Annotated in this window: 23 protein-coding genes; 20 read left to right on the top strand and 3 right to left on the bottom strand. The window is 69.1% G+C overall.

Going from position 1 to position 24,270, the window contains the following annotated elements; all coding sequences use genetic code 11:
- Positions 1–24 precede the first annotated feature (24 nt).
- Entirely contained in the window at positions 25–1,098 is a 1,074-nt protein-coding gene (locus CBF90_RS08665; RefSeq protein ID WP_088380375.1) for a polyprenyl synthetase family protein, read from the bottom strand.
- Positions 1,099–1,166: 68 nt separating this feature from the next.
- On the opposite strand from CBF90_RS08665, the gene CBF90_RS08660 reads away from it, so the two are divergent.
- The 19 genes from CBF90_RS08660 (at position 1,167) to CBF90_RS08570 (ending at position 19,569) form a co-directional block, all read left to right on the top strand.
- Complete coding sequence (locus CBF90_RS08660; protein WP_023951571.1) at positions 1,167–1,538, top strand: DUF3040 domain-containing protein; 372 nt, start codon at positions 1,167–1,169, stop codon at positions 1,536–1,538.
- 152 nt (positions 1,539–1,690) lie between these two features.
- Positions 1,691–2,122: a division/cell wall cluster transcriptional repressor MraZ gene (mraZ, locus tag CBF90_RS08655; RefSeq protein ID WP_023951570.1), complete on the top strand. Its 432-nt coding sequence runs from the start codon at positions 1,691–1,693 to the stop codon at positions 2,120–2,122.
- A 99-nt stretch (positions 2,123–2,221) separates the two neighbouring features.
- Complete coding sequence (gene rsmH / locus CBF90_RS08650; RefSeq protein WP_023951569.1) at positions 2,222–3,181, top strand: 16S rRNA (cytosine(1402)-N(4))-methyltransferase RsmH; 960 nt, start codon at positions 2,222–2,224, stop codon at positions 3,179–3,181.
- Positions 3,178–3,798: a hypothetical protein gene (locus CBF90_RS08645; protein WP_088380374.1), complete on the top strand. Its 621-nt coding sequence runs from the start codon at positions 3,178–3,180 to the stop codon at positions 3,796–3,798. The genes rsmH and CBF90_RS08645 overlap by 4 nt, the downstream gene beginning before the upstream one ends.
- Before the next feature lie 5 nt (positions 3,799–3,803).
- Positions 3,804–5,597 carry a penicillin-binding protein 2 gene (locus CBF90_RS08640; protein WP_064956848.1) on the top strand — a complete coding sequence of 598 codons (1,794 nt, stop codon included), beginning with the start codon at positions 3,804–3,806 and terminating at the stop codon, positions 5,595–5,597.
- 28 nt (positions 5,598–5,625) lie between these two features.
- On the top strand, positions 5,626–7,038 hold the full coding sequence (gene murF, locus CBF90_RS08635) for a UDP-N-acetylmuramoyl-tripeptide--D-alanyl-D-alanine ligase (protein ID WP_064956847.1): 1,413 nt from the start codon (positions 5,626–5,628) through the stop codon (positions 7,036–7,038).
- The gene (mraY, locus tag CBF90_RS08630; protein WP_023951562.1) at positions 7,035–8,144 is read left to right on the top strand and encodes a phospho-N-acetylmuramoyl-pentapeptide-transferase; all 1,110 of its coding nucleotides are present in this window, start codon (positions 7,035–7,037) and stop codon (positions 8,142–8,144) included. The genes murF and mraY overlap by 4 nt, the downstream gene beginning before the upstream one ends.
- Positions 8,141–9,688 (top strand): UDP-N-acetylmuramoyl-L-alanine--D-glutamate ligase, encoded by a 1,548-nt coding sequence (murD, locus tag CBF90_RS08625; protein ID WP_088380373.1) that lies wholly within the window; start codon positions 8,141–8,143, stop codon positions 9,686–9,688. Before mraY ends, murD begins: the two co-directional genes overlap by 4 nt.
- Positions 9,639–10,922 carry a putative lipid II flippase FtsW gene (gene ftsW / locus CBF90_RS08620; protein ID WP_023951558.1) on the top strand — a complete coding sequence of 428 codons (1,284 nt, stop codon included), beginning with the start codon at positions 9,639–9,641 and terminating at the stop codon, positions 10,920–10,922. Before murD ends, ftsW begins: the two co-directional genes overlap by 50 nt.
- 10 nt (positions 10,923–10,932) lie before the next feature.
- A complete protein-coding gene (locus CBF90_RS08615) occupies positions 10,933–12,006 on the top strand; it encodes a glycosyltransferase (protein ID WP_088380372.1) in 1,074 nt (357 codons plus the stop codon).
- 49 nt (positions 12,007–12,055) lie between these two features.
- Positions 12,056–13,456, top strand: coding sequence for a UDP-N-acetylmuramate--L-alanine ligase (gene murC / locus CBF90_RS08610; RefSeq protein ID WP_088380371.1), 1,401 nt, complete (start codon positions 12,056–12,058; stop codon positions 13,454–13,456).
- 3 nt (positions 13,457–13,459) lie between these two features.
- Positions 13,460–14,494 carry an FtsQ-type POTRA domain-containing protein gene (locus CBF90_RS08605; RefSeq protein ID WP_088380370.1) on the top strand — a complete coding sequence of 345 codons (1,035 nt, stop codon included), beginning with the start codon at positions 13,460–13,462 and terminating at the stop codon, positions 14,492–14,494.
- Between the two features lie 221 nt (positions 14,495–14,715).
- Complete coding sequence (gene ftsZ / locus CBF90_RS08600) at positions 14,716–15,867, top strand: cell division protein FtsZ (protein ID WP_088380394.1); 1,152 nt, start codon at positions 14,716–14,718, stop codon at positions 15,865–15,867.
- A 12-nt stretch (positions 15,868–15,879) separates the two neighbouring features.
- Positions 15,880–16,566, top strand: coding sequence for a YggS family pyridoxal phosphate-dependent enzyme (locus CBF90_RS08595; RefSeq protein ID WP_088380369.1), 687 nt, complete (start codon positions 15,880–15,882; stop codon positions 16,564–16,566).
- 31 nt (positions 16,567–16,597) lie between these two features.
- On the top strand, positions 16,598–17,056 hold the full coding sequence (locus CBF90_RS08590; protein WP_023951545.1) for a cell division protein SepF: 459 nt from the start codon (positions 16,598–16,600) through the stop codon (positions 17,054–17,056).
- Between the two features lie 6 nt (positions 17,057–17,062).
- Positions 17,063–17,365, top strand: a complete 303-nt coding sequence (locus CBF90_RS08585) for a YggT family protein (protein WP_023951543.1) — start codon at positions 17,063–17,065, stop codon at positions 17,363–17,365.
- 121 nt (positions 17,366–17,486) lie between these two features.
- Entirely contained in the window at positions 17,487–18,065 is a 579-nt protein-coding gene (locus CBF90_RS08580; RefSeq protein ID WP_064956844.1) for a DivIVA domain-containing protein, read from the top strand.
- 54 nt (positions 18,066–18,119) lie between these two features.
- On the top strand, positions 18,120–18,647 hold the full coding sequence (gene lspA, locus CBF90_RS08575) for a signal peptidase II (protein ID WP_242435631.1): 528 nt from the start codon (positions 18,120–18,122) through the stop codon (positions 18,645–18,647).
- Between the two features lies 1 nt (position 18,648).
- Positions 18,649–19,569 carry an RluA family pseudouridine synthase gene (locus CBF90_RS08570; protein ID WP_088380367.1) on the top strand — a complete coding sequence of 307 codons (921 nt, stop codon included), beginning with the start codon at positions 18,649–18,651 and terminating at the stop codon, positions 19,567–19,569.
- Positions 19,570–19,602: 33 nt separating this feature from the next.
- Here the strand turns inward: CBF90_RS08570 and CBF90_RS08565 are convergent, their stop codons facing one another.
- Both CBF90_RS08565 and CBF90_RS08560 read right to left on the bottom strand, forming a co-directional pair.
- Positions 19,603–20,205: a cyclodeaminase/cyclohydrolase family protein gene (locus tag CBF90_RS08565; RefSeq protein WP_088380366.1), complete on the bottom strand. Its 603-nt coding sequence runs from the start codon at positions 20,203–20,205 to the stop codon at positions 19,603–19,605.
- On the bottom strand, positions 20,202–20,675 hold the full coding sequence (locus tag CBF90_RS08560; RefSeq protein ID WP_088380365.1) for an NUDIX domain-containing protein: 474 nt from the start codon (positions 20,673–20,675) through the stop codon (positions 20,202–20,204). Before CBF90_RS08560 ends, CBF90_RS08565 begins: the two co-directional genes overlap by 4 nt.
- A gap of 47 nt (positions 20,676–20,722) precedes the next feature.
- Here CBF90_RS08560 and dnaE point away from each other — a divergent pair, with 47 nt between their 5' ends.
- Positions 20,723–24,241, top strand: a complete 3,519-nt coding sequence (dnaE, locus tag CBF90_RS08555) for a DNA polymerase III subunit alpha (protein ID WP_023951532.1) — start codon at positions 20,723–20,725, stop codon at positions 24,239–24,241.
- The last annotated feature ends 29 nt before the right edge of the window (positions 24,242–24,270 follow it).

Below are 24,270 nucleotides of genomic sequence, written 5' to 3'. Positions count from 1 at the left end.
CGGCGTTCGCCGCTCAGGCGCGGGTCAGGCAGACCGCCGGATCGCCGCGTCGGCGATCTCGCGGAGCGTGGCGACCTCCGGCTCCCCGATGGGTGCGTTCTCGAGCGCGGCATCGGCTGCGGCGGAAAGGCGATCGATCTCGCTCTCGAGGCGCCGGACCGCGCCGCTGTCCTCGATGACCTTCTGCAGTCGCGCGATCGTCGCCTCATCGAGCGTCCGGTCGCCGAGTGCCTCGTCGAGTTCCGCCCGACCGGCGTCATCCATCGCTTCGCGGGCGTACGCGATGAGAACGGTCCGCTTGCCCTCGCGGAGATCATCGCCGGAGGGCTTTCCCGTTACCGCCGCGTCGCCGAAGACTCCGAGGACGTCGTCGCGCAGTTGGAAGGCGAGCCCGACGGCATGACCGAAATCGGCGAGGGCCTCGCGTTGCGGCGGGGTGGCGCCGCCGAGCGCCGCGCCGATCAGAAGCGGCTGCTGCACGCTGTACCGGGCCGACTTGTACGAGGCGACGCGCAGAGCGCGCGCGGCGTGCTCTGCGTCGGGCGCCGTGGCCCAGGCCGCCTCTTCGGCGACGTCCAGGTACTGTCCGACGGTGACGTCACGGCGCATCGTCGCGTATTGGCGGCGCACGTCCGAGGCGTAGGGATGCCCGTCGATGGCGTCTTCGAGGAGGTCATCGCTCCAGGCGATCAGCAGATCGCCGAGCAGGATCGCCGCGGCGCGCCCGAAGGCGTCGGCGTCGCCCTGCCATTCGGAACCTCGGTGTCCCTCCTCGAGAGCCCGGTGAGCGGCGGGGCGGCCGCGCCGCGTGTCGGAGTTGTCGACGAGATCGTCGTGCACCAGGGCTGCCGCGTGGAAGATCTCGAGCGAAGCGGCGACACCCGCGATGTCGGTGCGTACGGCGGAGGCGCCGGCTGCCGCGTGACCCGCCGTCAGGAACCGGGCGCGCAATCGCTTGCCGCCGGCGACGGTGGCAAGGGCGCGGTCGACGAAATCGGCCGCTTCGGCCCCGAGATCGGCGACCTCGGCCCGCCGATCCGATGCGAAGCTTTCCAGTCGCTGGGAAACGGTCGAGATCGGGTCGGTGGAGCTCGTCACGGGCCTAGCCTAGTTCTCATCAGCGCGCGTAGAATCGGGCGCACCGGTACCCGAACAGAGGGGGATGCATGCCACTGTCAGAACAGGAGCAGCGGCTGCTCGACGAGATGGAACGCCATCTCATGCGCAATGAAGCAGACGTCGTCAGTGCTCCGCGCGAAGGTCAGTCCCTCAGCTACCGCAACATCGTCTACGGAGCGGTCCTCGTCCTCCTCGGCCTCGGCGGGCTGATCGCCGGTGTCTCGAGCAGCATCATCGCAATCGGCGTCGTCGCCTTCCTCGTGATGGTCGGCGGCGTCGTCCTGGCGCTGACGCCCTCTCGCAACGGGACCGCAAGCCGTCCCACTGCCACGACCGGCACGCGAAAGCCTGCTGCCCGGTCGTCGAGTTTCATGGATCGCATGAACGACCGATGGGATCGTCGCAACGGCGAACGCTGACGTATCCCGCTTCACCTTTAGAGCACCGACCTTCGGGTCGGTGCTCTTTTTTGTGCTCCGGGGGAGGAACAGACGTCATTGCCATAGTGAAGTGGAGGAAAGTGGAGTAAAGTGGTGCGCACCGACGGGCCGGGAGGGGGTGGTGGAGCACCATGCTTCTCGGCACGCACACCCCCAAGCTCGACGAGAAGGGCCGCGTCATCCTCCCCGCCAAATTCCGCGACGACCTCGGCCCCGGTGTCGTCGTGACGCGCGGCCAGGAGCGGTGCCTCTACGTGTTCAGCACCGTGGAGTTCGAGCGCGTGTACGAGCGCATCCGCGAAGCGCCCCTGACGAACAAGCAGGCCCGTGACTTCCAGCGCATGTTCCTGTCCGGCGCGAGCGCGGAGAAGCCCGACAGCCAGAACCGCATCACCGTCCCACCGCACCTGCGCACCTACGCCGGGCTGGGGCGCGAACTGGTGATGACCGGTGTCGGCGCGCACGCCGAGATCTGGGATGCCGACGCCTGGAACGCCTACGCCGCCGGCAACGAAGACGCCTACTCCGACATGGAGCAGGAGGTGATCCCCGGACTCTTCTGACCCGTGGCCGTGATCCTCAGCCGCTGGCCCTGACGCACTTCCCCGGTGTCAGGTCGCAGCGGAGGGGGATCAGGGCTCCGGGGCCGTCCCGCCACGATCATGACGAACGACGACATCCACACCCCCGTCCTGCTCGACCGCTGCGTCGAGCTGCTCGCCCCCGCCCTGCAGCGCGAGGGCGCCGTCGTCGTCGATGCCACCGAGGGCATGGGCGGTCACTCCGAGGCGCTTCTCGAGAGGTTCCCGGGCGTGCGGCTGGTCGGGCTCGACCGCGACACCGACGCACTCCGCATCGCGGGGGAGCGCCTCGCCCGGTTCGGCGACCGCGTCGCCCTCGTGCACACCGTGTACGACGGCATCCGCGAGGCGCTCGACTCCCTCGGCATCCGCCGCGTCGACGGCATCCTGTTCGACCTGGGCGTGTCATCGCTGCAGCTCGACGAAGCGGACCGCGGATTCGCGTACGCGCAGGACGCGCCCCTCGACATGCGGATGGATCAGACCGCGGGAACGACCGCAGCCGACATCCTCGCGACATACAGCGAGGGCAACCTGCGTCGCATCTTCGAGCGCTACGGCGAGGAGAAGCTGGCCGGGCGGTACGCGCGAGCGATCATCGAAGCCCGCGGCCGTGCTCCGCTCACCCGTTCCGGCGAGCTCGTCGACGTGCTCATCGCCGCGACGCCGGTCGCCGTGCAGCGCGATCGTGCGGGACACCCCGCCAAGCGCGTGTTCCAGGCGCTGCGCATCGAGGTGAACGCCGAGCTGGCGGTGCTCGAGCGCGCGCTTCCCGCCGCGCTCGAGGCCCTCGCCGTGGGCGGACGCATCGTCGTGATGTCCTACCAGTCGCTCGAGGACCGCGCGGTCAAGCGCGTGCTGGCCGAGGCATCGTCCTCGACCGCGCCCAGCGGTCTGCCGGTCGAGCTGCCCGAGCACGCGCCGCGGTTCCGACTGCTGGTCCGAGGCGCGGAGCTGGCATCCGAGGAAGAACGTGAACGCAATCCCCGCGCGACGCCGGTTCGGCTGCGCGCGGCGGAACGGATGAGGGAGGCCTCGTGACCGCCGACAACACCGCCCGCATCCCCTCACCGCTCGGCGACGACTTCTTCGCGAGCGTCCCCGGCCGGCTCCCGCGCGAGGGTGAGCGCGAACGCCAGCGCGATCTGCGGCTGGTCACCGGCGCCGCGCGCCGCCGCCGCCCCCGCATGCTCTACGGCATCATCGCCGTGTCGGGTGCCGTTCTCATCGGTGCAGTCCAGATGGGGCTGTCGATCCTCACCACGCAGACCTCATACGAGATCTCGGCGCTCTCGCAGCAGCAGCGTCAGCTCACCTGGCAGAAGCAGATCATCCAGGATGACCTCGCCGGGCTCGCCTCGCCCCAGTACCTCGCGGCGAATGCGACGGCACTGGGTATGGTCATCGCCGAATCGCCGAGCTACTTGCGGCTCAGCGACGGCGCCATGCTGGGCTCGGCGAGTGCGGCCGGATCGCACTCGAACGTCGACGCCCTCGGTCGCGCCGCCGTGGCGAACTCGCTCGTCGCCGGGGTTCCGCTGGTGACCGACCCCGCCGCGAGCCTCGAGAGCGGCACGAGCACGGACGAGCTGGTGGGCGCCGATCATGCGACACCCCCGCCCATCGCAGACGGATTGCCCGCCCCGAGCACACACTGAGAACCATGACGACACGAGCCACCCGCAGTCCGCGCCGCCGTACGGTCGTCGCACTCCTCGTCGTCCTGATCGTCGTCGTCTCGTTCATCGTCCGGCTCGTCGACATCCAGGTCGTGAATGCCGACGAGCACGAGGCGGACGCACGCAACCTCGCCATGGAGGCCGGGACGACGCTGTTCGGGACTCGCGGTGACATAACCGATACCAACGGCGCTCCTCTCGCGACGACGACCTCCATCTACGACGCGAAGATCGACCCCAAGCTCGCAGCCAACGGAATCAAGCGGAAGAACGACGACGGTCAGACCGTCACCGTCACGTGGCCCGAACTGGCGGCCGAGATCGCCGCAGTGACCGGCCAGGATGCCGCCGAGGTCGAGAGCATCGTCACGACCGCCGTCGCCGCCGACCCCGAGTCGAGCTTCGCCTACCTCGAACGCGGGATCTCGACCGAGCAGTACCGTGCCCTCGCCGACCTCAAGCTGCCCTTCGTCGGCTTCGACCAGCACCCGCATCGCACGTACCCCGACGGTGCCGTCGCGGGCAACGTCATCGGCTTCGTCGGCTCGGACGAGACGCCTCTCGAGGGGATGGAAGCCCTGCAGAACTCGTGTCTGCAGAGCAGCGACGGGAAGATCCGCTACATGCGGGGTCTCGACGGCGTCGTCATCCCCGGCACCGAGGTCGAGGACCCGGCCCCGGTCAACGGCGGGACGCTGCAGCTCACGATCGATCGCGACCTGCAGTGGTACATGCAGCAGCTGATCGCCGAGCAGACCCAGAACCTCGGGGCGGAGAGCGGGTCGATCCTCGTCGTGGAGGTCGCAACCGGCAAGATCCGCGCCGCCGCCGAGTATCCCAGCGTCGACCTCAACGACATCGCGGCATCCGATCCCGCGGACCGGGGCAGCCGCCTCTTCCGCGACTCGTACGAGCCGGGCTCGACGTTCAAGCCCGTCACGGCGGCGACCGCGATCGAGGCGGCCGGCCTGACGCCGCTCTCCACCGCATGGTCACCCGACCGGATGGAGTTCCCCAACGGCGCCGTCGTCAACGACTCGGAGCACCACGAAGCCCAGAACCTGACCCTCACCGGAGGACTCGTCACCTCGTCGAACGTCGCTCTGTCGCAGTTCGGCTCGCAGGTCGACCCGGAGACCCGGCTCGAGTACTTGAAGAAGTTCGGTGTCGGTGAGGGAACGGCGCTCAACTGGTCGGGGGAGCCGAAGGGCACCTACATTCCGACCGACCAGTGGGACAATCAGACCTACTACACGACGACGTTCGGTCAGGCGTTCACCGTCACGGCTCCGCAGGTGGCATCGGTCTACCAGACGATCGCCAACGGCGGTGTGCGTGAGCCGCTGAGCCTCGTCGAGTCCTGCACGGCGTCCGACGGCACGGTCACCAAGCCCGATCTGCCGGAGCCGGTGCGCGTCATCAAAGAGAGCACCGCGACCCAGGTCAGCGAGATGCTCGAGAACGTCTTCGCTCAGGGCACGCTCGCCGATGACATCGCGATCCCCGGATACCGGATGGCGGGCAAGACCGGTACCGCTCAGAAGGTCGACCCGAACACCGGTGCATATAAGGACAACCTGTACTACACGTCGCTGGTCGGCTACGCACCCGCCGACGATCCGAAGTATGTTGTCCTGACGGCATTCGACGAGCCGAAGACCCTGCGTCTGTCGGCAGCCAACCGGCCGGCGTTCCAGAAGGCCATGACCCAGGTGCTCAAGCACTACCGGATCATGCCGTCCGACTCGCAGACGCCACTGCTCCCCGTGACCCAGTGATGCGCGTGAGCGCGTCCGAGGATTGAACATGATCTCCCTTCCGTTGTCCGATATCGCCCGGGTGCTCTCCGGCACCCTCCACGTCGCCGGCGGCGACTCTCCCGACACCCGAGTCGGGGGGACGGTCGACACGGACTCGCGGAACATCGGCCCGGGCGACGTCTTCGTGGCCAAGCCGGGCGAGGCCACCGACGGCCATCTCTTCGTGCCGGCGGCCGCCGAAGCCGGAGCCGCGCTCGCGATCGTCGAGCACCTCGTCGATGCCGACATCACGCAGATCGTCGTCGCCGACGCGGTGACGGCACTGGCCGACCTCGCTCGCGAGGTGGTCGGACGCGTGCGCGCGACGGGTGATCTCCGTGTCGTGGGGATCACCGGCTCCAACGGCAAGACCACGACGAAAAACCTCCTCGCGCGCATCCTCGAGGGCGAGGGACCGACGGTCGCGCCGCGGGCATCGTTCAACAACTCCGTGGGTGCTCCCTTGACCATGCTCCGCGTCGCCGACGACACCCGCTACCTCGTCAGCGAGTTCGGTGCCGACGGTTCGGGTCAGATCAGGCGTCTTGCGGGCCTCGTGACCCCGGACGTCGGAGTGGTGCTCATGGTCGGCATGGCCCACGCCGGCGGCTTCGGCGGCGTCGAGGCGACGCTGAAGGCCAAGACCGAGCTGGTCGAGGCGGTCCGCCCCGGCGGCGTGGCCGTCCTCAACGCCGACGACGCGCGCGTCGCGACGATGGCGGCAGTCGCCGAAGCGCGCGGCGTGCGCGTCCGCTGGTTCGGACGGGGCGCCGCAGCCGAGGTGCGAGCGGACGACGTCGAGGTGGACGCATCGGGGACGACCTGCGTCGTCGTCGTCGGAGATCAGCGGATGCCGTTGCGGCTCCGGGTGCTCGGCGAGCACCACGTCATGAACGCGCTGGCTGCCATCACCGCCGCTCTCGAGCTGGGTGTCGCGCTCGAGGATGCCGTCGAGCGACTCGAGACCGTCGAGATCGCCGAACGCTGGCGGATGCAGCCGCTCGGGTCGGACTCGGTGCGGATCATCAACGACGCCTACAACGCGAGCCCCGACTCGATGGCCGCAGCGCTGCGCACCCTCGCGCAGATCACGCAGCCGGGCGAGCGCAAGGTCGCGGTGCTGGGCGCGATGAGCGAGCTCGGCGAGTTCGCGGGCGATGAGCACGACCGGGTCGGCCTGCAGGCGGTCCGTCTGCGGATCGAGCGGATCGTCGTCGTCGGCGCCGAAGCGCGTCGGCTCTACCTCGCCGCCGTCGGCGAGGGGTCTTGGGACGGCGAGGCGGTGTTCTTCGCGGACGCCGACGCCGCCTACGACTACCTGATCGAGGAGCTGCGCGCCGGTGACCGCGTGCTCGTGAAGTCGTCGAACTCCGCCGGACTGCGGCACCTCGGTGATCGTCTGGGAGAATTCTTCTCGTGAGATCCCTGCTGACGGCCGCGACGATCTCCCTCGCGTTCACACTCTTCCTGACCCCCCTGTTCATCCGGCTCTTCGAGAAGCTGGGCTGGGGTCAGGTCATCCGCACGCCCGACGACGCGACCAACCCGAGCCACCACGCCAAGCGCGGGACGCCCACGATGGGCGGCATCATCTTCATCATCGGCACGATCGTCGGCTACCTCGTCGGCACGCTGACCGGTGGCGCGCCGCCGTCGATGTCGGGTCTGCTCGTCATCTGGATGATGGTCGGGCTGGGAATCGTCGGATTCATCGACGACTACATGAAGGTCCGCTCGCAGCGAAGCCTCGGGCTCTCCGGATGGCGGAAGGTCGCCGGACAGGTCATCGTGGCCGTCTCGTTCGGAGTCCTCGCCCTGCTCGTGCCCAACGACGGCGGTGAGCCGGTCGGGCGCCCCTTCATCTCGCTGTTCCGCGACATCGACTGGCTGTCGTTCATGGCGCTGGGCGGTGTCGCCGGCTGGCTCCTGTACCTCGCGTGGATCTCCTTCCAAGCCGTCGCGTGGTCCAACGCCACCAACCTGACCGATGGTCTCGATGGGCTCGCGACCGGCGCGGGCATCTTCACGGTGTCCGCGTACAGCCTCGTGACGTTCTGGCAGTTCCAGCAGCGGTGCGCCAGCGGCGCGCTCGTGCCGGCATACGAGGCCGCGTGCTACACGACGAACGATCCGATGGACCTCACGATCATCTCTGCGTCCTTCGTGGGCGCGCTCGTCGGGTTCCTCTGGTGGAACGCGCCGAAGGCCAAGATCTTCATGGGCGACGTCGGATCGATGGCGATCGGCGGCGTCATCGTCGCCATGGCCGTGCTCTCGCGCACCGAGCTGCTCGCGGTCATCATCGCCGGCGTCTTCATCATCGCCCCCGGCTCGGTGATCCTCCAGCGGTACTACTTCAAGGCGACCGGCGGTAAGCGCCTCTTCCTCATGAGCCCGTTCCACCACCATCTCGAGATGCGCGGGTGGCCCGAGGTGACGATCGTCGTGCGGATGTGGATCATCGCCGGGATGCTCGCCGTCGGCGGCGTCGGTCTCTTCTACGTGGCCTGGCTGGCGGCGGTATGACCGCGCGCCTGCACGACCTGACGAGCTGGAACGCCGACTGGCGCGGCCTCCGCGTCGTGGTCCTCGGACTCTCGGTCACGGGTTTCTCGGTGGCCGACACCCTCGCCGAACTCGGCGCTGACGTCCTCGTGGCCACAGAGGGAGCGGATGCCGAATACGTGCGGCTCCTGCCGGTCATCGGCGTCGCGCTGCATGACGGCTCGCTGCAGAGCGTCCCCGACGCGGTGGCGGCTCACGCTCCCGACGTCATCGTCGCCTCGCCCGGGTTTCCGCCGCATCATCCCGTCATCCGATGGGCGCGCGAGAGCGGCATCGCCGTGTGGGGCGACATCGAACTGGCATGGCGCGTGCGCGACAAGGTCGTCCGCCCCGACGGACGCCCAGCCGACTGGGTGCTCATCACGGGCACGAACGGCAAGACCACCACGACGCAGCTCACGGCCGCGATGCTCGCCGCCGGGGGACTGCGTGCCGCGCCCTGCGGCAACATCGGCGTGCCGGTGCTCGACGCGGTCCGCGATCCGGGAGGTTTCGACGTCCTGGTCGTCGAGGTGTCGAGTCACCAGCTCTGGTACCTGGGACTGGCCGAAGGCCCCGATCGGCTCTCGCCGCACGCGAGCGTCTGCCTGAACCTGGCGGACGACCACCTCGAGTGGCACGGCTCGTTCGTCGCCTATCGCGACGCCAAGGCCGTGGTGTACGAGAACACCCGCGTCGCCTGCGTCTACAACAAGGCGGATGTCGCCACGCGTGAGATGGTCGAGGAGGCCGAGGTCGTCGAGGGCTGCCGCGCCATCGGCTTCGACCTGGGCGTGCCCGGCCCGAGCGATCTCGGCGTCGTCGACGGCATCCTCGTCGACCGCGCCTTCCACGAGGATCGGCGCGCTTCGGCTCTCGAACTGACGACGGTCGCCGAGCTCGCGGCGCGAGACCTCGCGGCTCCGCACATCGTCGCGAACATCCTGGCCGCTGCCGCGCTCGCACGATCCCTGGACGTCGAGCCGGCCGCCATCCGCGCCGCCGTCCTGGCGTTCCGCCTCGATCCCCACCGGATCGAAGTCGTCGCCCGGGTGGCGGGCGTGACCTGGGTCGACGACTCCAAGGCGACCAACCCGCACGCCGCGGCGTCGTCGCTTGCCGCCTTCCCGGGCGCGATCTGGGTCGTGGGCGGCCTTCTCAAGGGTGTCGACATCTCCGCGCTCGTCGCCGGGCGCGGCGCGGCGACGAAGGCCGCCATCGTCATCGGTGAGGACCGCACGGCCGTGCTCGCCGCGTTCGCGCGACACGCCCCGGCGGTTCCGGTGATCGAGGTCGAGGCGACTCAGACTGAGGATGTCATGGCACGGGTCGTCGAACTGGCGGCCGAGGTCGCGGGTGCCGGAGACGTCGTCCTCCTCGCTCCCGCAGCCGCCTCGTTCGATCAGTTCGCCTCCTACGCAGACCGCGGTCGCCGCTTCGCGGACGCCGTGCGCGAACGGATCGGAAGGGGAGACGGTGACCACGACGCCGAGCCGCCCGACGCCGCCACCGACGAACCTCGCTGACGACGGCCCGGCGCGCAGCGGGTTCGCCGCACGCGTGTCACTGGGGCGCGTCTTCGCCCCGGTCCCCAGCGAGTTCCTGCTGCTCGCGTCGACCGCTCTCATCCTGACCGGCTTCGGTCTCGTGATGGTCCTCTCGGCCACGATGGCGACGGCGAACGCGAGTCCGTTCGAGACGGTTCTCAAGCAGGCGGTTTTCGCGCTCCTCGGCATCCCGCTCATGTTCATCGCGGGCCGGATGCCGCTGCGGTTCTGGAAGCGCATCGCGTGGCCGGCGCTCGGCCTCGGCATCGCGCTGCAGCTGCTCGTCTTCGTCCCGGGCCTGGGCGTCCACAACGACGGGAACACGAACTGGATCTCCCTGTTCGGGTTCCAGGCGCAGCCGTCGGAGTTCCTCAAGCTCGCGCTCGCGATCTGGCTGGGGTTCGTGCTGTACCGCAAGCAGACGCTCCTGTCGAAGTGGCAGCACGTGTTCATCCCGGTGGTGCCCGTCGGCACGCTCGTGATCGGCACCGTCATGGGCGGACACGACCTGGGGACGGCGATGATCCTCATGGCGATACTTCTCGGCTGCCTCTTCTTCTCCGGCGTCAAGCTGCGCCTGTTCGTGATCCCCCTGATCCTCGTCGTGGCGGCCGCCGCGGTGTTCGCGGTGACGAGCCCCAACCGCATGGCTCGAATCATGAGCTTCCTCAACGTCGATTCGACCGACTGCTACTTCGCCGACGCGGGCTCGTGCTACCAGCCGCTCCACGGCGTCTGGGCCCTCGCGAGCGGTGGGATCTTCGGGCTCGGTCTGGGCAACTCCCGTGAGAAGTACCAGTGGCTGCCGGCCGCGGCGAACGACTACATCTTCGCGATCGTGGGGGAGGAGCTCGGGCTCATCGGCTGCGCCGTCGTGCTCGGTCTGTTCGCCCTCTACGCCGTCGGCGCCTTCCACATCATCCGAAAGACCAACGACCCGTTCGTGCGCATCGTCGCGGGCGGCATCACGATCTGGATCGTGGGCCAGGCTCTCATCAACATCGGCGTCGTGCTGCGCGTCTTCCCGGTCCTCGGCGTCCCGCTGCCGTTCATGTCTCAGGGCGGCACCTCGCTCGTCTCCGGACTGCTCGCCACGGGAGTGCTGCTGTCGTTCGCGCGAACGCTGCCGGTGCGCGTGCCCGCGCTCGACGTGGCCTCGGGGGCGCGCCCGGCGCGGCCGGTGCCCGCTCGGGCAGGGTCCGCCCGCCGGTAGGCTCGTTCCGGTGACCACCTACCTTCTGGCGGGCGGCGGAACAGCGGGACACGTGAACCCGTTGCTCTCCGTCGCCGACGAACTCCGCGCCCGACGTCCCGACGACACCGTTCTCGTGCTGGGTACGCGCGAGGGCCTCGAGTCGCGTCTGGTCCCCGAGCGCGGGTACGAACTCCTCATCGTCGACAAGGTGCCGTTCCCGCGTCGTCCGAACGGTGCCGCGGTCCGGTTCCCCGCCCGCTGGCTGCGGGCGGTCGCGCAGGTCCGCACCTACATCCGCGAACGCGGCGTCGACGTCGTCGCGGGATTCGGCGGCTACGCGGCCGCCCCGGCCTACGTCGCCGCACGCCGGGAGGGCGTTCCCTACGTCGTCCACGAGGCGAACGCGCGTCCCGGCCTCGCCAACGTCCTCGGAGCGCGGAAGGCCGCCGTGACCGGCACCGTGTTCGAAGGGACGCCGCTTCGCGGTGCTCAGGTGGTCGGGATGCCGCTCCGCCGCGAGATCGTCGACCTCGATCGCTCAGCGCGGCGCGACGAAGCCGCGGCCGCCTTCGGTCTCGACCCGGCGCGCCCGGTCGTCCTGGTCTTCGGCGGCTCGCTGGGGGCACGCCGGCTCAACGAGGCGCTCACGGGTTCGTGGCGGGACATCGTCGACGCCGGCTGGCAGGTGCTGCACGCCGCGGGGGAGCGCAACGAGGTGTCCGAGGCGCCGTCGCCCGACTACCGGGTCGTCCCGTACCTCGATCGGATGGATCTCGCGTTCGCTCTCGCGGACGTCGTGGTCTCGCGTTCGGGGGCGGCGACCGTGAGCGAGGTCAGCGCGCTCGGCATACCGGCGGTTTACGTCCCCTATGCCGTGGGCAACGGCGAGCAGGCGCTGAACGCCGCGGGAGCGGTTCGAGCCGGTGCTGCGCGCATCATCGACGACGCCGACTTCACGCCCGACCGCGTGCGCTCGGAGGTCGTTCCCCTGCTGAGAGACCGTGACGAGCTCGACCGGATGCGGCGCGCTGCCGCGTCGATCGGCATACGCGACGGGGCGGCCAACGTCGTGGAACTCCTCGACGCGGCGCAGCGACGCTGAGGGCGTGGCGGGCGGTCCTCTCAGCCGGGCGACCTAGACTTGACGGGTCATGATCAGACCCGACTTGAGCCTCCCGATCCCCGCCGACATCACCGCCGCGCACTTCATCGGCATCGGTGGATCGGGCATGTCCGGCCTCGCCGGGATGTTCCTCGACCGCGGCATCCGCGTCTCGGGCTCCGACCGTGCCGACAGCCCCGCGATGCGCGCGCTCGCGGCCCGCGGAGCCGATGTCCACGTCGGACACGACGCGGCACACCTGCCCGACGACGCCGACACGGTCGTCCACACGGGAGCGATCTGGCCCGAGAACCCGGAGTTTCTCCTCGCCAAGGAGCGCGGGCTGCACGTCATCCACCGTTCGCAGGCGCTGCACTGGCTCATCGGCGGCCGCCGGCTCGTCTCGGTGGCCGGAGCACACGGCAAGACGACCTCCACCGGCATGATCGTCACGGCGCTGCGCGGTCTCGGCACCCGTCCGACCTTCGTCAACGGCGGCGTCATCGCTGATCTGGGCGTCTCGAGCGCGACTGGCGACGACGATGTCTTCGTGATCGAAGCGGACGAGTCCGACGGCACCTTCCTGCTCTACGACACCTCGATCGCGCTCATCACCAACGTCGATCCGGATCACCTGGACCACTGGCAGACGCGCGACGCGTTCTACGACGGGTTCGTCCGCTTCGCCGACGGTGCCCGCGAAGCCGTCGTCATCTCGGCCGACGACCCCGGTGCGGGCCGCGTCGCGGCGGCACTCACGCACCGGCGGGTCATCACGTTCGGCGAGGCCGCCGACGCGGACGTGCGGGTCTCGGACATCGTGACCGACGGTCCGGTGTCGTTCTCGCTCACCGTAGGCGACGAGACGGTCCACGGGCGCCTCTCGGTGCCGGGCGCCCACAACGCGATCAACGCCGCGGGAGCCGTGGCGGTGCTGACCGACCTCGGGTACGAGCTCGAGCGCGCGCTGCGCGCTGTCGAGGGCTTCGGGGGCACGGCGCGGCGCTTCGAGCTCCACGGGGTCACGCGCGGTGTCAGTGTGTACGACGACTACGCCCATCACCCGACCGAGGTGGCGGCGGCGCTCTCCGCAGCACGGACGGTCGTGGGGGACGGGCGCATCATCGCCCTTCACCAGCCGCACACGTACTCGCGGACCCAGGAGATGTTCCGCGAGTTCGCCGACGTCCTCGAGACGCACGCCGACCACACCGTCGTCCTCGACGTCTACGGGGCCCGCGAAGACCCGGTTCCCGGCGTCACCGGCGAGCTCGTCAGCGGCGCGTTCGCCGACGCCGGCCGCGTGCACTTCGTCGCCGACTGGCAGGAAGCAGCGGACTACACGGCCGGTGTCGCGCGCGACGGCGACTTCATCGTCACTCTGGGCTGCGGGAACGTGAACCTGATCATCCCGCAGGTGCTCGACGCTCTCGCCCGGGCGGAGGACTAGCCGGTGCGCCGCCCGAGTCCGCTGCCGCCCTCGTCACGGCCCGCCGGCGGGCAGGACGGCGCAGGCGCATCCGGGAAGCGTCGCGCCCCTGCGGGGCAGGACGCGGGCGACGTGACCGCGGTCGCCTCACCGGACTCGACGCGGACCGAGCCCGTCGAGGAACTGTGGCACCAGCGCGGCCGCGACTACGGAATCGCCCCGATCATCCCGTTCGACCCTCCGGCGCGAGCGGAGCCCACGACGCCGCCTCCGGATGCCGCGGACGCCGACGCCGCGGATCGCCCGCTCACGGCGCGCGACCTCTGCGGCGCCGCGCGTGCGCGTCGGCGTGCGCTCCGCCGCGAGGTGCGGCGCTTCACGGCACGCCAACGTCGGCGCAGACGCATCTGGCTGGTCTCCGCGGGCGTGCTGGTCGCGCTCGTCCTCGGGTCGATCGGTGCCGCCTACAGCCCGTTGTTCGCCGTCGAGCGCATCACGATCGTCGGCACCTCGCAGCTCGATGCGGCGGCCGTGGAGACGGCGCTGGCGGGTCAGGTGGGCACGCCGATGCCCCTCGTCGACGAGAGCGCCGTCAAGGCGGCGCTGGTCTCGTTCCCGTTGGTCGAGTCCTACAGTCTCGAGGCCAGGCCCCCGCATGAGCTGGTGGTGCGCATCGTCGAGCGGACGCCGGTGGGCGCCGTGCAGGGCGAGGCCGGCTACACGCTCGTCGACGCGGCCGGGGTCGCCCTCTCGACGACCCCCGAGCCGCCCGCGGGACAGCCGCTGCTCGAGGTCGAGGGCGGTCTGTCCTCCAGCACCTTCGCCGCTGCAGGCCAGGTGTTCCGATCCCTGCCGGATTCGCTGCGGTCCCAGGTGACCGTCCTGTCGGCGACAACGCCCAACGACGTGACCCTGACGCTCGCCGACGGCCGTTCGGTCGTCTGGGGCGGGCCGTCTGATTCCGGCAAGAAGGTCCAGGCACTCGAAGCGCTGATGAACGCGCGAGCGGATGCCTCCGGCTACGACGTCTCGTCGCCGCAGGCGGCCGTCGTCCGCTGAGCCGCCGCCGATCGGCTCCGCACGGGCCAGGCGCCACGACGGTCTGCGCGCCCTTGTTCGAAGCCGAGAAACGCGGGATGTCGCGACACGCCGCTCACGTCCGCCGGGTGAGTCCATGAGTGCGTAGCTTCAACTCAGGAATTGCATACCCGGCAATTCTTTAAACCTCTACGTGAGGTTGAAGGTTTACGAGCAGGGTTCGGGACGAGATGGAGGCCGGCATGAGCCAGAACCAGAACTACCTCGCGGTGATCAAGGTCGTCGGTGTGGGCGGTGGCGGCGTCAATGCCGTCAACCGGATGATCGAGCTGGGGCTGCGGGGTGTCGAGTTCATCGCGGTGAACACCGACGCGCAGGCGCTCCTCATGAGCGACGCGGACGTCAAGCTCGACGTCGGCCGTGAGCTGACGCGCGGGCTCGGTGCCGGCGCCGACCCCGAGGTCGGACGTCGCGCGGCTGAAGACCACGCCGAAGAGATCGAGGAGGCGCTCGCGGGTGCCGACATGGTGTTCGTCACCGCCGGCGAGGGTGGTGGAACCGGCACCGGTGGCGCGCCCGTCGTGGCGCGCATCGCGAAGTCGATCGGCGCGCTGACGATCGGTGTCGTCACGAAGCCCTTCTCCTTCGAGGGTCGTCGGCGCCAGAGCCAGGCCGAGGCCGGCGTGTCGAAGCTCAAGGAAGAAGTCGACACCCTCATCGTCGTCCCGAACGACCGCCTGCTCGAGATCAGCGATCGCGGCATCTCGATGGTCGAGGCCTTCGCGACCGCCGACCAGGTGCTCCTCGCCGGTGTCCAGGGCATCACCGACCTCATCACGACCCCGGGTCTCATCAACCTCGACTTCGCCGACGTCAAGTCGGTCATGCAGGGAGCCGGTTCGGCGCTCATGGGCATCGGCTCCGCCCGCGGCGCCGATCGCGCGATCAAGGCCGCCGAGCTCGCCGTCGAATCGCCTCTGCTCGAAGCCTCGATCGAGGGAGCCCACGGTGTGCTGCTCTCGATCCAGGGTGGCTCGAACCTCGGGATCTTCGAGATCAACGATGCGGCTCAGCTCGTCAAGGAGGCCGCGCACCCCGAGGCGAACATCATCTTCGGTACGGTCATCGACGACACGCTCGGCGACGAGGTGCGCGTGACGGTCATCGCGGCAGGGTTCGACGGCGGCGAGCCGCAGGCTCGCATCGAGCCGATCGCGGCCGCGCGTCCGTCGGCGCCGCCGGTCCTCCCCGAGATCCCGGCCGAGGAGGCCGCGGCATCCGAGCCCGCCGAGCGCCGCGAGGCCAAGGAGACGGTGCCGGTGTCGGCCAAGAGCGAGTCATACGACTCGGTCTTCGGCGATGACGACCTCGACATCCCCGACTTCCTGAAGTAGGCCGATCGCCCCATGCCGGACCTGGCCGAACGGCTCGCCGACGTCGACGCCCGCATCGCCGCTGCGATGCGGGCGTCGGGTCGCGCGCCCGACGAGGTGACCCGCATCGTCGTGACCAAGTTCCACCCGCCGGAGCTCATCTCTCAGCTCCATGACCTCGGCGTGCGCGACGTAGGGGAGAACCGGCAGCAGGAGCTCAGCGCCAAGCGCGCAGCGCTTCCGGCGCTCGATGGGATGCGCTGGCACTTCATCGGTCAGGCGCAGACCAACAAGGCGCGCGCGGTGCGAGCGGCGGCGGATGCGGTCCATTCCGTCGATCGCTCCCGCATCGCGGACGCGCTGCACAGCGCCGATCCCGAGGGGGAGCCGCTCGACGTGCTGGTGCAGGTGAACCTGACCGACGACCCCGGTCGTGGCGGCGTCGCGCCTGCCGGTGTCGAGTCCCTGACAGCGCACATCGTGGAGCACTGCCCGAGCCTGCGCGTTCGCGGCGTCATGGCCGTCGCCCCGCTCGGCGAGGAGCCCGCATCGGCCTTCGCCCATCTCGCGCAGGCGTCGGACGTCTTGCGCTCCGTCGCGCCCGACGCGACCTGGATCTCCGCCGGGATGACCGGCGATTTCGTCGAAGCGATCTCCGCCGGTGCGACACACCTGCGGATCGGATCGGCAATCACGGGACCGCGCCCGGACCGCGGATAGCCTCGGAATAGACGAGCAAACGGAGGATGCGATGTCGAACCCGCTGAAGAAGACCATGGTTTACCTGGGCCTCGCAGATGAGGAAGAAATGTACGAAGAGCCACAGGCCGAGCAGCAGGCCCGCCGTGACAAGCCTGTCGAGAAGCCGGCCGCGCCGGTGACCCCCCTGCACCGGCCGGCGGTCGTGCGTCAGCCCACCACGGGCACCGTCAGCGAGATCCTGACCGTCCACCCCAAGCAGTACCGCGACGCGCAGGTCATCGCCGAGAACTTCCGCGAAGGCGTGCCGGTGATCATCAACCTCTCGCAGATGAGCGACGCCGACGCGCGCCGGCTCATCGACTTCGCGAGCGGTCTGTCCCTCGGCCTCTACGGCCGCATCGAGCGCGTGACGAGCAAGGTGTTCCTGCTCTCGCCCGAGAACATCGCCGTCTCCGGCGACGGCGCTGTGGCTCAGGCTGAGCCTGAGGCGGCGCCGTTCGCGCAGTGACCTGACGTGGATGTCGTACGGCTGCTCGCCGCACTCGTCTACTTCGCTCTCCTGCTGTACATCCTCGTTCTGTTCGTCCGACTGATCCTGGAGTACATCCCCCTGTTCAACCGGGAGTGGCGCCCGAGGGGATTCACCCTCGTGCTCGCCGAGGTCGTCTACACGATCACGGACCCCCCGATCAAGACACTGCGCCGCGTCATCCCTCCGATCAGGCTCGGCGTCATCGCAATCGATCTGGCATTCCCGCTCACAATGCTGGCGTGCTTCATCCTGCTGTCGATCACCCGCGTGATCGCCTTCGCCTGAGGCGGTCGCGGCGGGATCGTCGCGGCCGCGAAGGCGTCGGACTATGCTGGGTGGGTACGGCCCGCTGCGGCGGGTGCCGGCTGACCGGCCCGCGTCGTGAGCCCTGAAAGAGGACAACACCATGGCTTTGACCCCTGAAGACGTCGTCACCAAGCAGTTCCAGCACGTGCGTTTCAAGGAAGGATTCGACCCCGACGAGGTCGACGACTTCCTCGACGAGATCGTCGTGGAATGGCGCAAGACGATCGCCGAGAACGAAGAGCTCAAGGCGAAGCTCGCCGCTTACGAGTCGGGTGAGGCCCCCGCCGCCGCTTCCACCGACGACGCCGTCGTCGAGGAGGTGCCCGCGCCGGTTCCGGCCGTCGAGCAGCCTGCCCCGGCCGGCGACATGGCTCCGGCCGCCGCATCCGCCGGCATCATCGAGCTGGCGCAGCGCCTGCACGACGAGCACGTCGCCGAGGGCAAGGCCCAGCGCGACAAGCTCATCGCCGACGCGCAGGCCCAGGCCGCATCGATCATCTCCGAGGCAGAGGCCCGTGGCCGCGATGAGGTGGCCCGCCTCGAGGCCGAGCGCGTGTCGCTCGAGGGTCGCATCTCCGAGCTGCAGCAGTTCGAGAAGGACTACCGTGGTCAGCTCCGCGGCTTCATCGAGAGCAAGCTCCGCGACCTCGACACGACCGGCGTCTCGGCCGGCGCGTAATCCTTGGCGTCGCGCAAGCGTCTGAACGGTCCGGCGGCCGGTGCCCTCGTCGCGATTCTCGCGGCAGCGGTGCTGGCCGCCGACCAGTTCACGAAGTACCTCGCCCTTGAGAACCTGCCGTATCAACGGGAGGTTCCCGTCCTCGGCGAGTTCTTCCAGCTCTATCTGACGAAGAACCCCGGCGCCGCGTTCTCGCTCGGCACAGGCGTGACCTGGCTCTTCACGCTCGCGCTCGCGGCCGTCGCCGTCGTCGTGATCGTGCTCACGGTCCGCCGGGTCCGTGCGCGGTCGTGGGCCATCGTCCTCGGTCTGCTCCTGGGAGGCGTGCTCGGGAACCTCACCGACCGCCTGCTGCGTGAACCCGGATTCCTCGTCGGGCACGTCATCGACTTCATCCATACCCCGTGGATGTGGCTGTGGTTCCCCTCGGCGATCTACAACGTCGCCGACATGTTCATCGTGACGATGATGATCTCCGTCGCCGTACTCGTCGTCGTCGGCATCCGCTTCGACGGTTCGCGCGAGCGCCGCAACACCGACGACGCGGCGGACGAGCCGACTGCCACGGTCACGGATCGCTGAGATGCCCCAGCGCGCATTGCCCGTTCCCGATGGACTCGACGGTGTCCGTGTCGACGCCGCACTGGCCAAGCTGCTCGGATTCTCGCGCACCTTCGCCGCAGAGGTGGCGACCGCGGGCGGGGTGACACTCGACGGACGCACGCTCGCGAAATCCGACAAGCTCGTCGCGGGCGCATGGCTCGATGTGTTCTGGGAAGAGCGTGCCGAGGCGCAGATCGTCCCGGTCGCTGTACCGGACCTCGGCATCGTGTACGACGATGACGACATCGTCGTCGTCGACAAGCCCGCCGGTGTCGCTGCACACCCCTCGCTGGGGTGGGACGGGCCGACCGTGCTCGGGGCGCTTGCCGCCGCCGGCTACCGCATCGCCACCACCGGCGCCGCCGAGCGCCAGGGAGTCGTGCACCGGCTCGATGTCGGCACGAGCGGACTCATGGTGGTCGCGAAGAGCGAGCGGGCCTACATCGCCCTCAAGCGCGCATTCAAGGAGCGCGAGGTCGAGAAGATCTACCACGCCGTGGTCCAGGGGCACCCCGACCCGCTCGCCGGCACGATCGACGCTCCGATCGGACGCCATCCCTCGCACTCGTGGAAGTTCGCCGTCACCCCGGAGGGCAAGGACTCGGTCACCCATTACGAGACGCTCGAAGCGTTCCCGGGTGCCTCGCTGCTCGAGATCCACCTCGAGACGGGACGTACGCATCAGATCCGCGTGCATATGGCCGCGCACCGGCATCCGTGCGTCGGGGACCCGCTCTACGGAGGCGACCCGACGCTGTCGGCTCGCCTCGGGCTGACCCGCCAGTGGCTGCACGCGCATCGGCTCGCCTTCGACCATCCGGTGTCGGGGGAGTGGTCGACCTTCACGTCGCCTTACCCGGCCGACCTCGCGCGGGCCCTCGAGACGCTCAGGGGCGACTGACCCGCCGACTGGCGTGCGCCGGCCCTCGTGCGGTCACTCCTCGGCGAGGCGGTCGGCGAGGCCGCGGGCCTCACGGCGTGCCGCGAGGAGCCGATCGCGCAGATCGCCGTGAGCGGCTTCGACGGGTCCCAGGTCGCCATGCGCCGCGACGAGGGCGAGGCCGCCGATCAGGTTCGTCGCCGCGCCGCCGAGTCCGGCCGCAACGGCGTCGGCGGCGACCGCGACATCCGACATGAGGTGGCGATTGCCCACGTCGGCGAGGAGGCGCACCTCCGCCCAGACGCCCAGAGCGATCTCGCCGAGAGCAGCGGACGTCTCGATGGCGCCGGCCGCCGCCTCGACGATGCGCCGGTCGCGGTTGCCGCGGTCGTCGCCCGAGACCGGACGGAGCGCGGCGCCGAGGGCGCTCGACGCGCGACCGTCGTCGTCCGCTGCGGCGACGGCCGCGTCGCGAAGGCGGGCGAGCCGCGCGTCGATACCGGCGGCGGCGGGTTCTGCGGAGCTGTAGCGGCTGACCATCTGCGCGAGCGCGGCCGCGACGGCGGTGATGACGCCGCTGGCGGCGCCACCGCCCGGATCGCCTTGATCGCGCGCGAGGGCGTCGAGCAGGTCGCCCAGGGCGACGCGCGAGGTCACCGCCCGCCCCGGAAGGTCGCCGGGTCGTCCTCCGCAACCGCCAGGGCGATCTTGCGGACGTGCTCGGGCGCCACGTCGGTCATTCGACCGAGGTCGTAGAACCCGACCTCGGTCAGCTCTCCGTCGGCGGGATGCGGGTCGCCTGAGACCCATGAGCAGCGGAACACCAGGTCGAGGTAGTCGACCTGGTCGCCGTTGGCATAGACGATGCGGGGGACCTGGTGCACGAGCGCGAGCCGTTCCGCGCGGACGACGACCCCGGCCTCTTCGAGGCATTCACGCACCGCCGCGTCGGCGGGCTCCTCGCCGGGATCGACGATGCCCGACACGGGTTGCCAGCTGCCGTTGTCGGCTCGCTTGCCCAAGAGCACCTTCTCGTCGCGGAACACCACGGCGGTCACCCCTACGAGCGGGAGCGGAGCGGTGCCGATCTTCTCGCGCAGATCGAGGACGAAGTCGGGAGTGGCCATGGGCCCAGCCTAGGACCGGTGTCCGAGCCCGAACGTAGACTCGTCTGGTGGCATCCGACTCCTTCGTTCATCTGCACGTGCACAGCGAGTACTCGATGCTCGACGGTGCAGCCAAGATCGCGGCCATGACCCAGGCGGCGGCCGACTACGGCATGCCGGCGATCGCGGTGACCGACCATGGCAACACGTTCGCCGCCTTCGAGTTCTACCGCGCCGCCCAGGCGGCGGGGGTCAAACCGATCATCGGTCTCGAGGCGTACGTGACTCCGGGAACGCACCGCAGCGACAAGTCGCGCGTGGCCTGGGGGTCGCCCGAGCAGAAGAGCGACGATGTGTCGGGTTCCGGCGCCTACACCCACATGACGATGTGGAGCCAGAGCACCGAGGGCATGCACAACCTCTTCCGGCTGAGCTCGCTGTCGAGCATGGAGGGCTACTACTTCAAGCCGCGCATGGACCGCGAGCTGCTGCAGACCTATGGCAAGGGGCTCATCGCGACGACGGGATGTCCCTCGGGGGAGGTACAGACCCGGCTCCGTCTCGGCCAGTACGACGCCGCTCGCGCCGCGGCGGCGGAGTTCCAGGACATCTTCGGCAAGGAGAACTACTTCGCCGAGATCATGGACCACGGCCTGTCGATCGAGCGCCGGGTGATGACCGACCTGCTGCGGCTGGCGAAAGACCTCGACATCCCGCTGGTCGCGACCAACGACTCCCACTACACGCATCAGCACGAGGCCGATGCTCACGCCGCGCTGCTCTGCGTGCAGTCCGGATCGACGCTCGACGACCCGAATCGCTTCAAGTTCGACGGCGACGGCTATTACATCAAGACCGCGCAGGAGATGCGGCAGCTCTTCCGCGACCACCCCGAGGCGTGCGACAACACCCTGCTCATCGCCGAGCGTTGCGAGGTCGAGTTCAACACCTCGGCCAACTACATGCCGCGGTTCCCGGTGCCCGACGGCGAGACCGAAGACAGCTGGCTCGTCAAAGAGGTCGAGGCCGGGCTGCACTACCGATACCCCGGCGGCATCCCCGACAAGGTGCGCAAGCAGGCCGAGTACGAGACGGGCATCATCCTGCAGATGGGCTTCCCGGGCTACTTCCTCGTCGTCGCCGACTTCATCAACTGGGCGAAGGACAACGGCATCCGCGTCGGCCCCGGGCGCGGGTCGGGCGCCGGCTCGATGGTGGCGTACGCCATGCGCATCACCGACCTCGATCCGCTCGAGCACGGTCTCATCTTCGAGCGATTCCTCAATCCCGACCGCGTCAGCATGCCCGACTTCGACGTCGACTTCGACGACCGTCGTCGCGGCGAGGTCATCGAGTACGTGACCGAGAAGTACGGCTCCGAGCGTGTCGCGCAGATCGTCACCTACGGCACGATCAAGTCGAAGCAGGCGCTGAAGGATGCCGGGCGCGTGCTCGGTTTCCCCTTCAGCATGGGCGAGAAGCTCACCAAGGCGATGCCGCCGGCCGTGATGGGCAAGGACATGCCGCTCGACGGCATGTTCAACAAGGACCACCCACGGTTCAAGGAGGCCAGCGAGTTCCGCGCCCTGATCGACACCGATCCCGAGGCGAAGACCGTGTTCGACCGCGCTCTCGGGCTCGAAGGCCTGAAGCGGCAGTGGGGCGTGCATGCGGCCGGCGTCATCATGTCGTCGGAACCGCTCCTCGACATCATCCCGATCATGCGTCGCGAGCAGGACGGTCAGATCGTCACGCAGTTCGACTACCCGTCGTGCGAGACGCTCGGTCTGATCAAGATGGACTTCCTGGGGCTGCGTAACCTCACGATCATCTCGGATGCGCTCGACAACATCCGCATGAACCGGGGTGAGGAGCTCGACCTCGAGCATCTCGCCCTCGACGACCGCCCGGCCTACGATCTGCTCACCCGCGGCGACACGCTCGGGGTGTTCCAGCTCGATGGCGGGCCGATGCGATCGCTGCTCCGCCTGATGAAGCCCGACAACTTCGAGGACATCTCGGCTGTCATCGCGCTGTACCGCCCGGGACCCATGGGCGCGAACTCGCACACGAACTACGCGCTGCGGAAGAACGGCCTGCAGCCGATCACGCCGATCCACCCCGAGCTCGAAGAGCCGCTGCGCGACATCCTCGACACGACCTACGGCCTGATCATCTACCAGGAGCAGGTCATGGCGATCGCTCAGAAGGTCGCCGGCTTCTCGCTCGGACAAGCAGACATCCTCCGCCGCGCGATGGGTAAGAAGAAGAAGTCCGAGCTCGACAAGCAGTACGAGGGCTTCTCGGGCGGTATGAAGGAGCGCGGCTTCGGCGAGGGCGCGATCCAGGCGCTCTGGGACATCCTGCTCCCGTTCTCCGACTACGCCTTCAACAAAGCGCACTCGGCCGCCTATGGGCTCGTCTCGTATTGGACGGCCTACCTCAAGGCTCACTATCCCGCCGAGTACATGGCCGCCCTGCTCACGAGCGTCGGCGACTCGAAAGACAAGATGGCGGTGTACCTGAACGAGTGCCGCCGCATGGGCATCAAGGTACTGCCGCCCGACGTCGGCGAGTCGATCCGATACTTCGCCGCCGTCGGTGAAGACATCCGATTCGGCCTGGGCGCGGTCCGCAACGTCGGTGCGAACGTCGTCGACGGCATCATCGCCTCGCGCGCCGACGACAACTACGTCAGCTTCCACGACTTCCTCACGAAGGTCCCGCTCCACGTCGCCAACAAGCGCACCGTCGAGTCCCTCATCAAGGCTGGGGCCTTCGACTCGCTCGGATCGACCCGCCGCGCACTCATGGAGATCCACGAGGATGCGGTCGAAGCGGCGGTCGACGCCAAGCGCAAGGCCGCCACCGGTGCGATCGGATTCGACTTCGACAGCCTGTACGACGAGGCCGAAGAGGTGATGCCGGCCAAGGTGCCCGAACGCCCCGAGTGGACGAAGAAGGACAAACTCGCCTTCGAGCGCGAGATGCTCGGGCTCTACGTGTCCGACCACCCGTTGGCCGGACTCGAGATACCGCTGGCCAAGCACGCGTCGACGTCGATCCACGACCTGCTCGCTTCGGAAGACGTCCAGGACGGCGATCAGGTCACCGTCGCCGGGCTCGTGACGAGCGTGCAGCATCGCGTGGCGAAGCAGAGCGGCAATCCCTACGGCATGATCACCGTCGAGGACTTCGACGGTGAGGTGACCGTGATGTTCATGGGAAAGACCTACACGGAGTTCCAGAGCATGCTGGTGGCCGACTCGATCCTCGTCGTCCGAGGACGGGTGTCGCGTCGCGACGATGGGCTGAACCTCCACGGTCAGTCGGCCTTCTCTCCCGACCTCGGTTCGTTCGATGCCGCGGGGCCGCTCGTGCTGCTGCTTCCGGAGCAGCGGGCGACGGAATCGACGATCGGCGAGCTGGCGGCCGTCCTGCGGCGCCACAGTGGCGAGACCGAGGTCTCGCTCAAGCTTCACAGAGCCGGTACCGCGAAGGTCTTCGAGGTACCGCATCCGGTGCGCGTCACCCCCGATCTCTACGGTGAACTCAAGGGACTTCTGGGACCTCAGTGTCTGGGTTGAGCCGGGTAGGATTCCACCGCAGCGCAACC

This window comes from Microbacterium sp. AISO3, assembly GCF_002204305.1.
Taxonomy (GTDB): Bacteria; Actinomycetota; Actinomycetes; order Actinomycetales; family Microbacteriaceae; genus Microbacterium; species Microbacterium arborescens.
Note: the sequence above shows the minus strand (reverse complement) of the source record. Positions and strands in the feature narration are given on the sequence as shown.

Coding starts and splice junctions, on each gene's coding strand:
- CBF90_RS08660 (WP_023951571.1), top strand. CDS start 1,167: ATGCCACTGTCAGAACAGGAGCAGCGGCTGCTCGACGAGATGGAACGC.
- mraZ (WP_023951570.1), top strand. CDS start 1,691: ATGCTTCTCGGCACGCACACCCCCAAGCTCGACGAGAAGGGCCGCGTC.
- rsmH (WP_023951569.1), top strand. CDS start 2,222: ATGACGAACGACGACATCCACACCCCCGTCCTGCTCGACCGCTGCGTC.
- CBF90_RS08640 (WP_064956848.1), top strand. CDS start 3,804: ATGACGACACGAGCCACCCGCAGTCCGCGCCGCCGTACGGTCGTCGCA.
- murF (WP_064956847.1), top strand. CDS start 5,626: ATGATCTCCCTTCCGTTGTCCGATATCGCCCGGGTGCTCTCCGGCACC.
- murD (WP_088380373.1), top strand. CDS start 8,141: ATGACCGCGCGCCTGCACGACCTGACGAGCTGGAACGCCGACTGGCGC.
- murC (WP_088380371.1), top strand. CDS start 12,056: ATGATCAGACCCGACTTGAGCCTCCCGATCCCCGCCGACATCACCGCC.
- ftsZ (WP_088380394.1), top strand. CDS start 14,716: ATGAGCCAGAACCAGAACTACCTCGCGGTGATCAAGGTCGTCGGTGTG.
- CBF90_RS08595 (WP_088380369.1), top strand. CDS start 15,880: ATGCCGGACCTGGCCGAACGGCTCGCCGACGTCGACGCCCGCATCGCC.
- CBF90_RS08590 (WP_023951545.1), top strand. CDS start 16,598: ATGTCGAACCCGCTGAAGAAGACCATGGTTTACCTGGGCCTCGCAGAT.
- CBF90_RS08580 (WP_064956844.1), top strand. CDS start 17,487: ATGGCTTTGACCCCTGAAGACGTCGTCACCAAGCAGTTCCAGCACGTG.
- CBF90_RS08570 (WP_088380367.1), top strand. CDS start 18,649: ATGCCCCAGCGCGCATTGCCCGTTCCCGATGGACTCGACGGTGTCCGT.
- CBF90_RS08560 (WP_088380365.1), bottom strand. CDS start 20,675: ATGGCCACTCCCGACTTCGTCCTCGATCTGCGCGAGAAGATCGGCACC.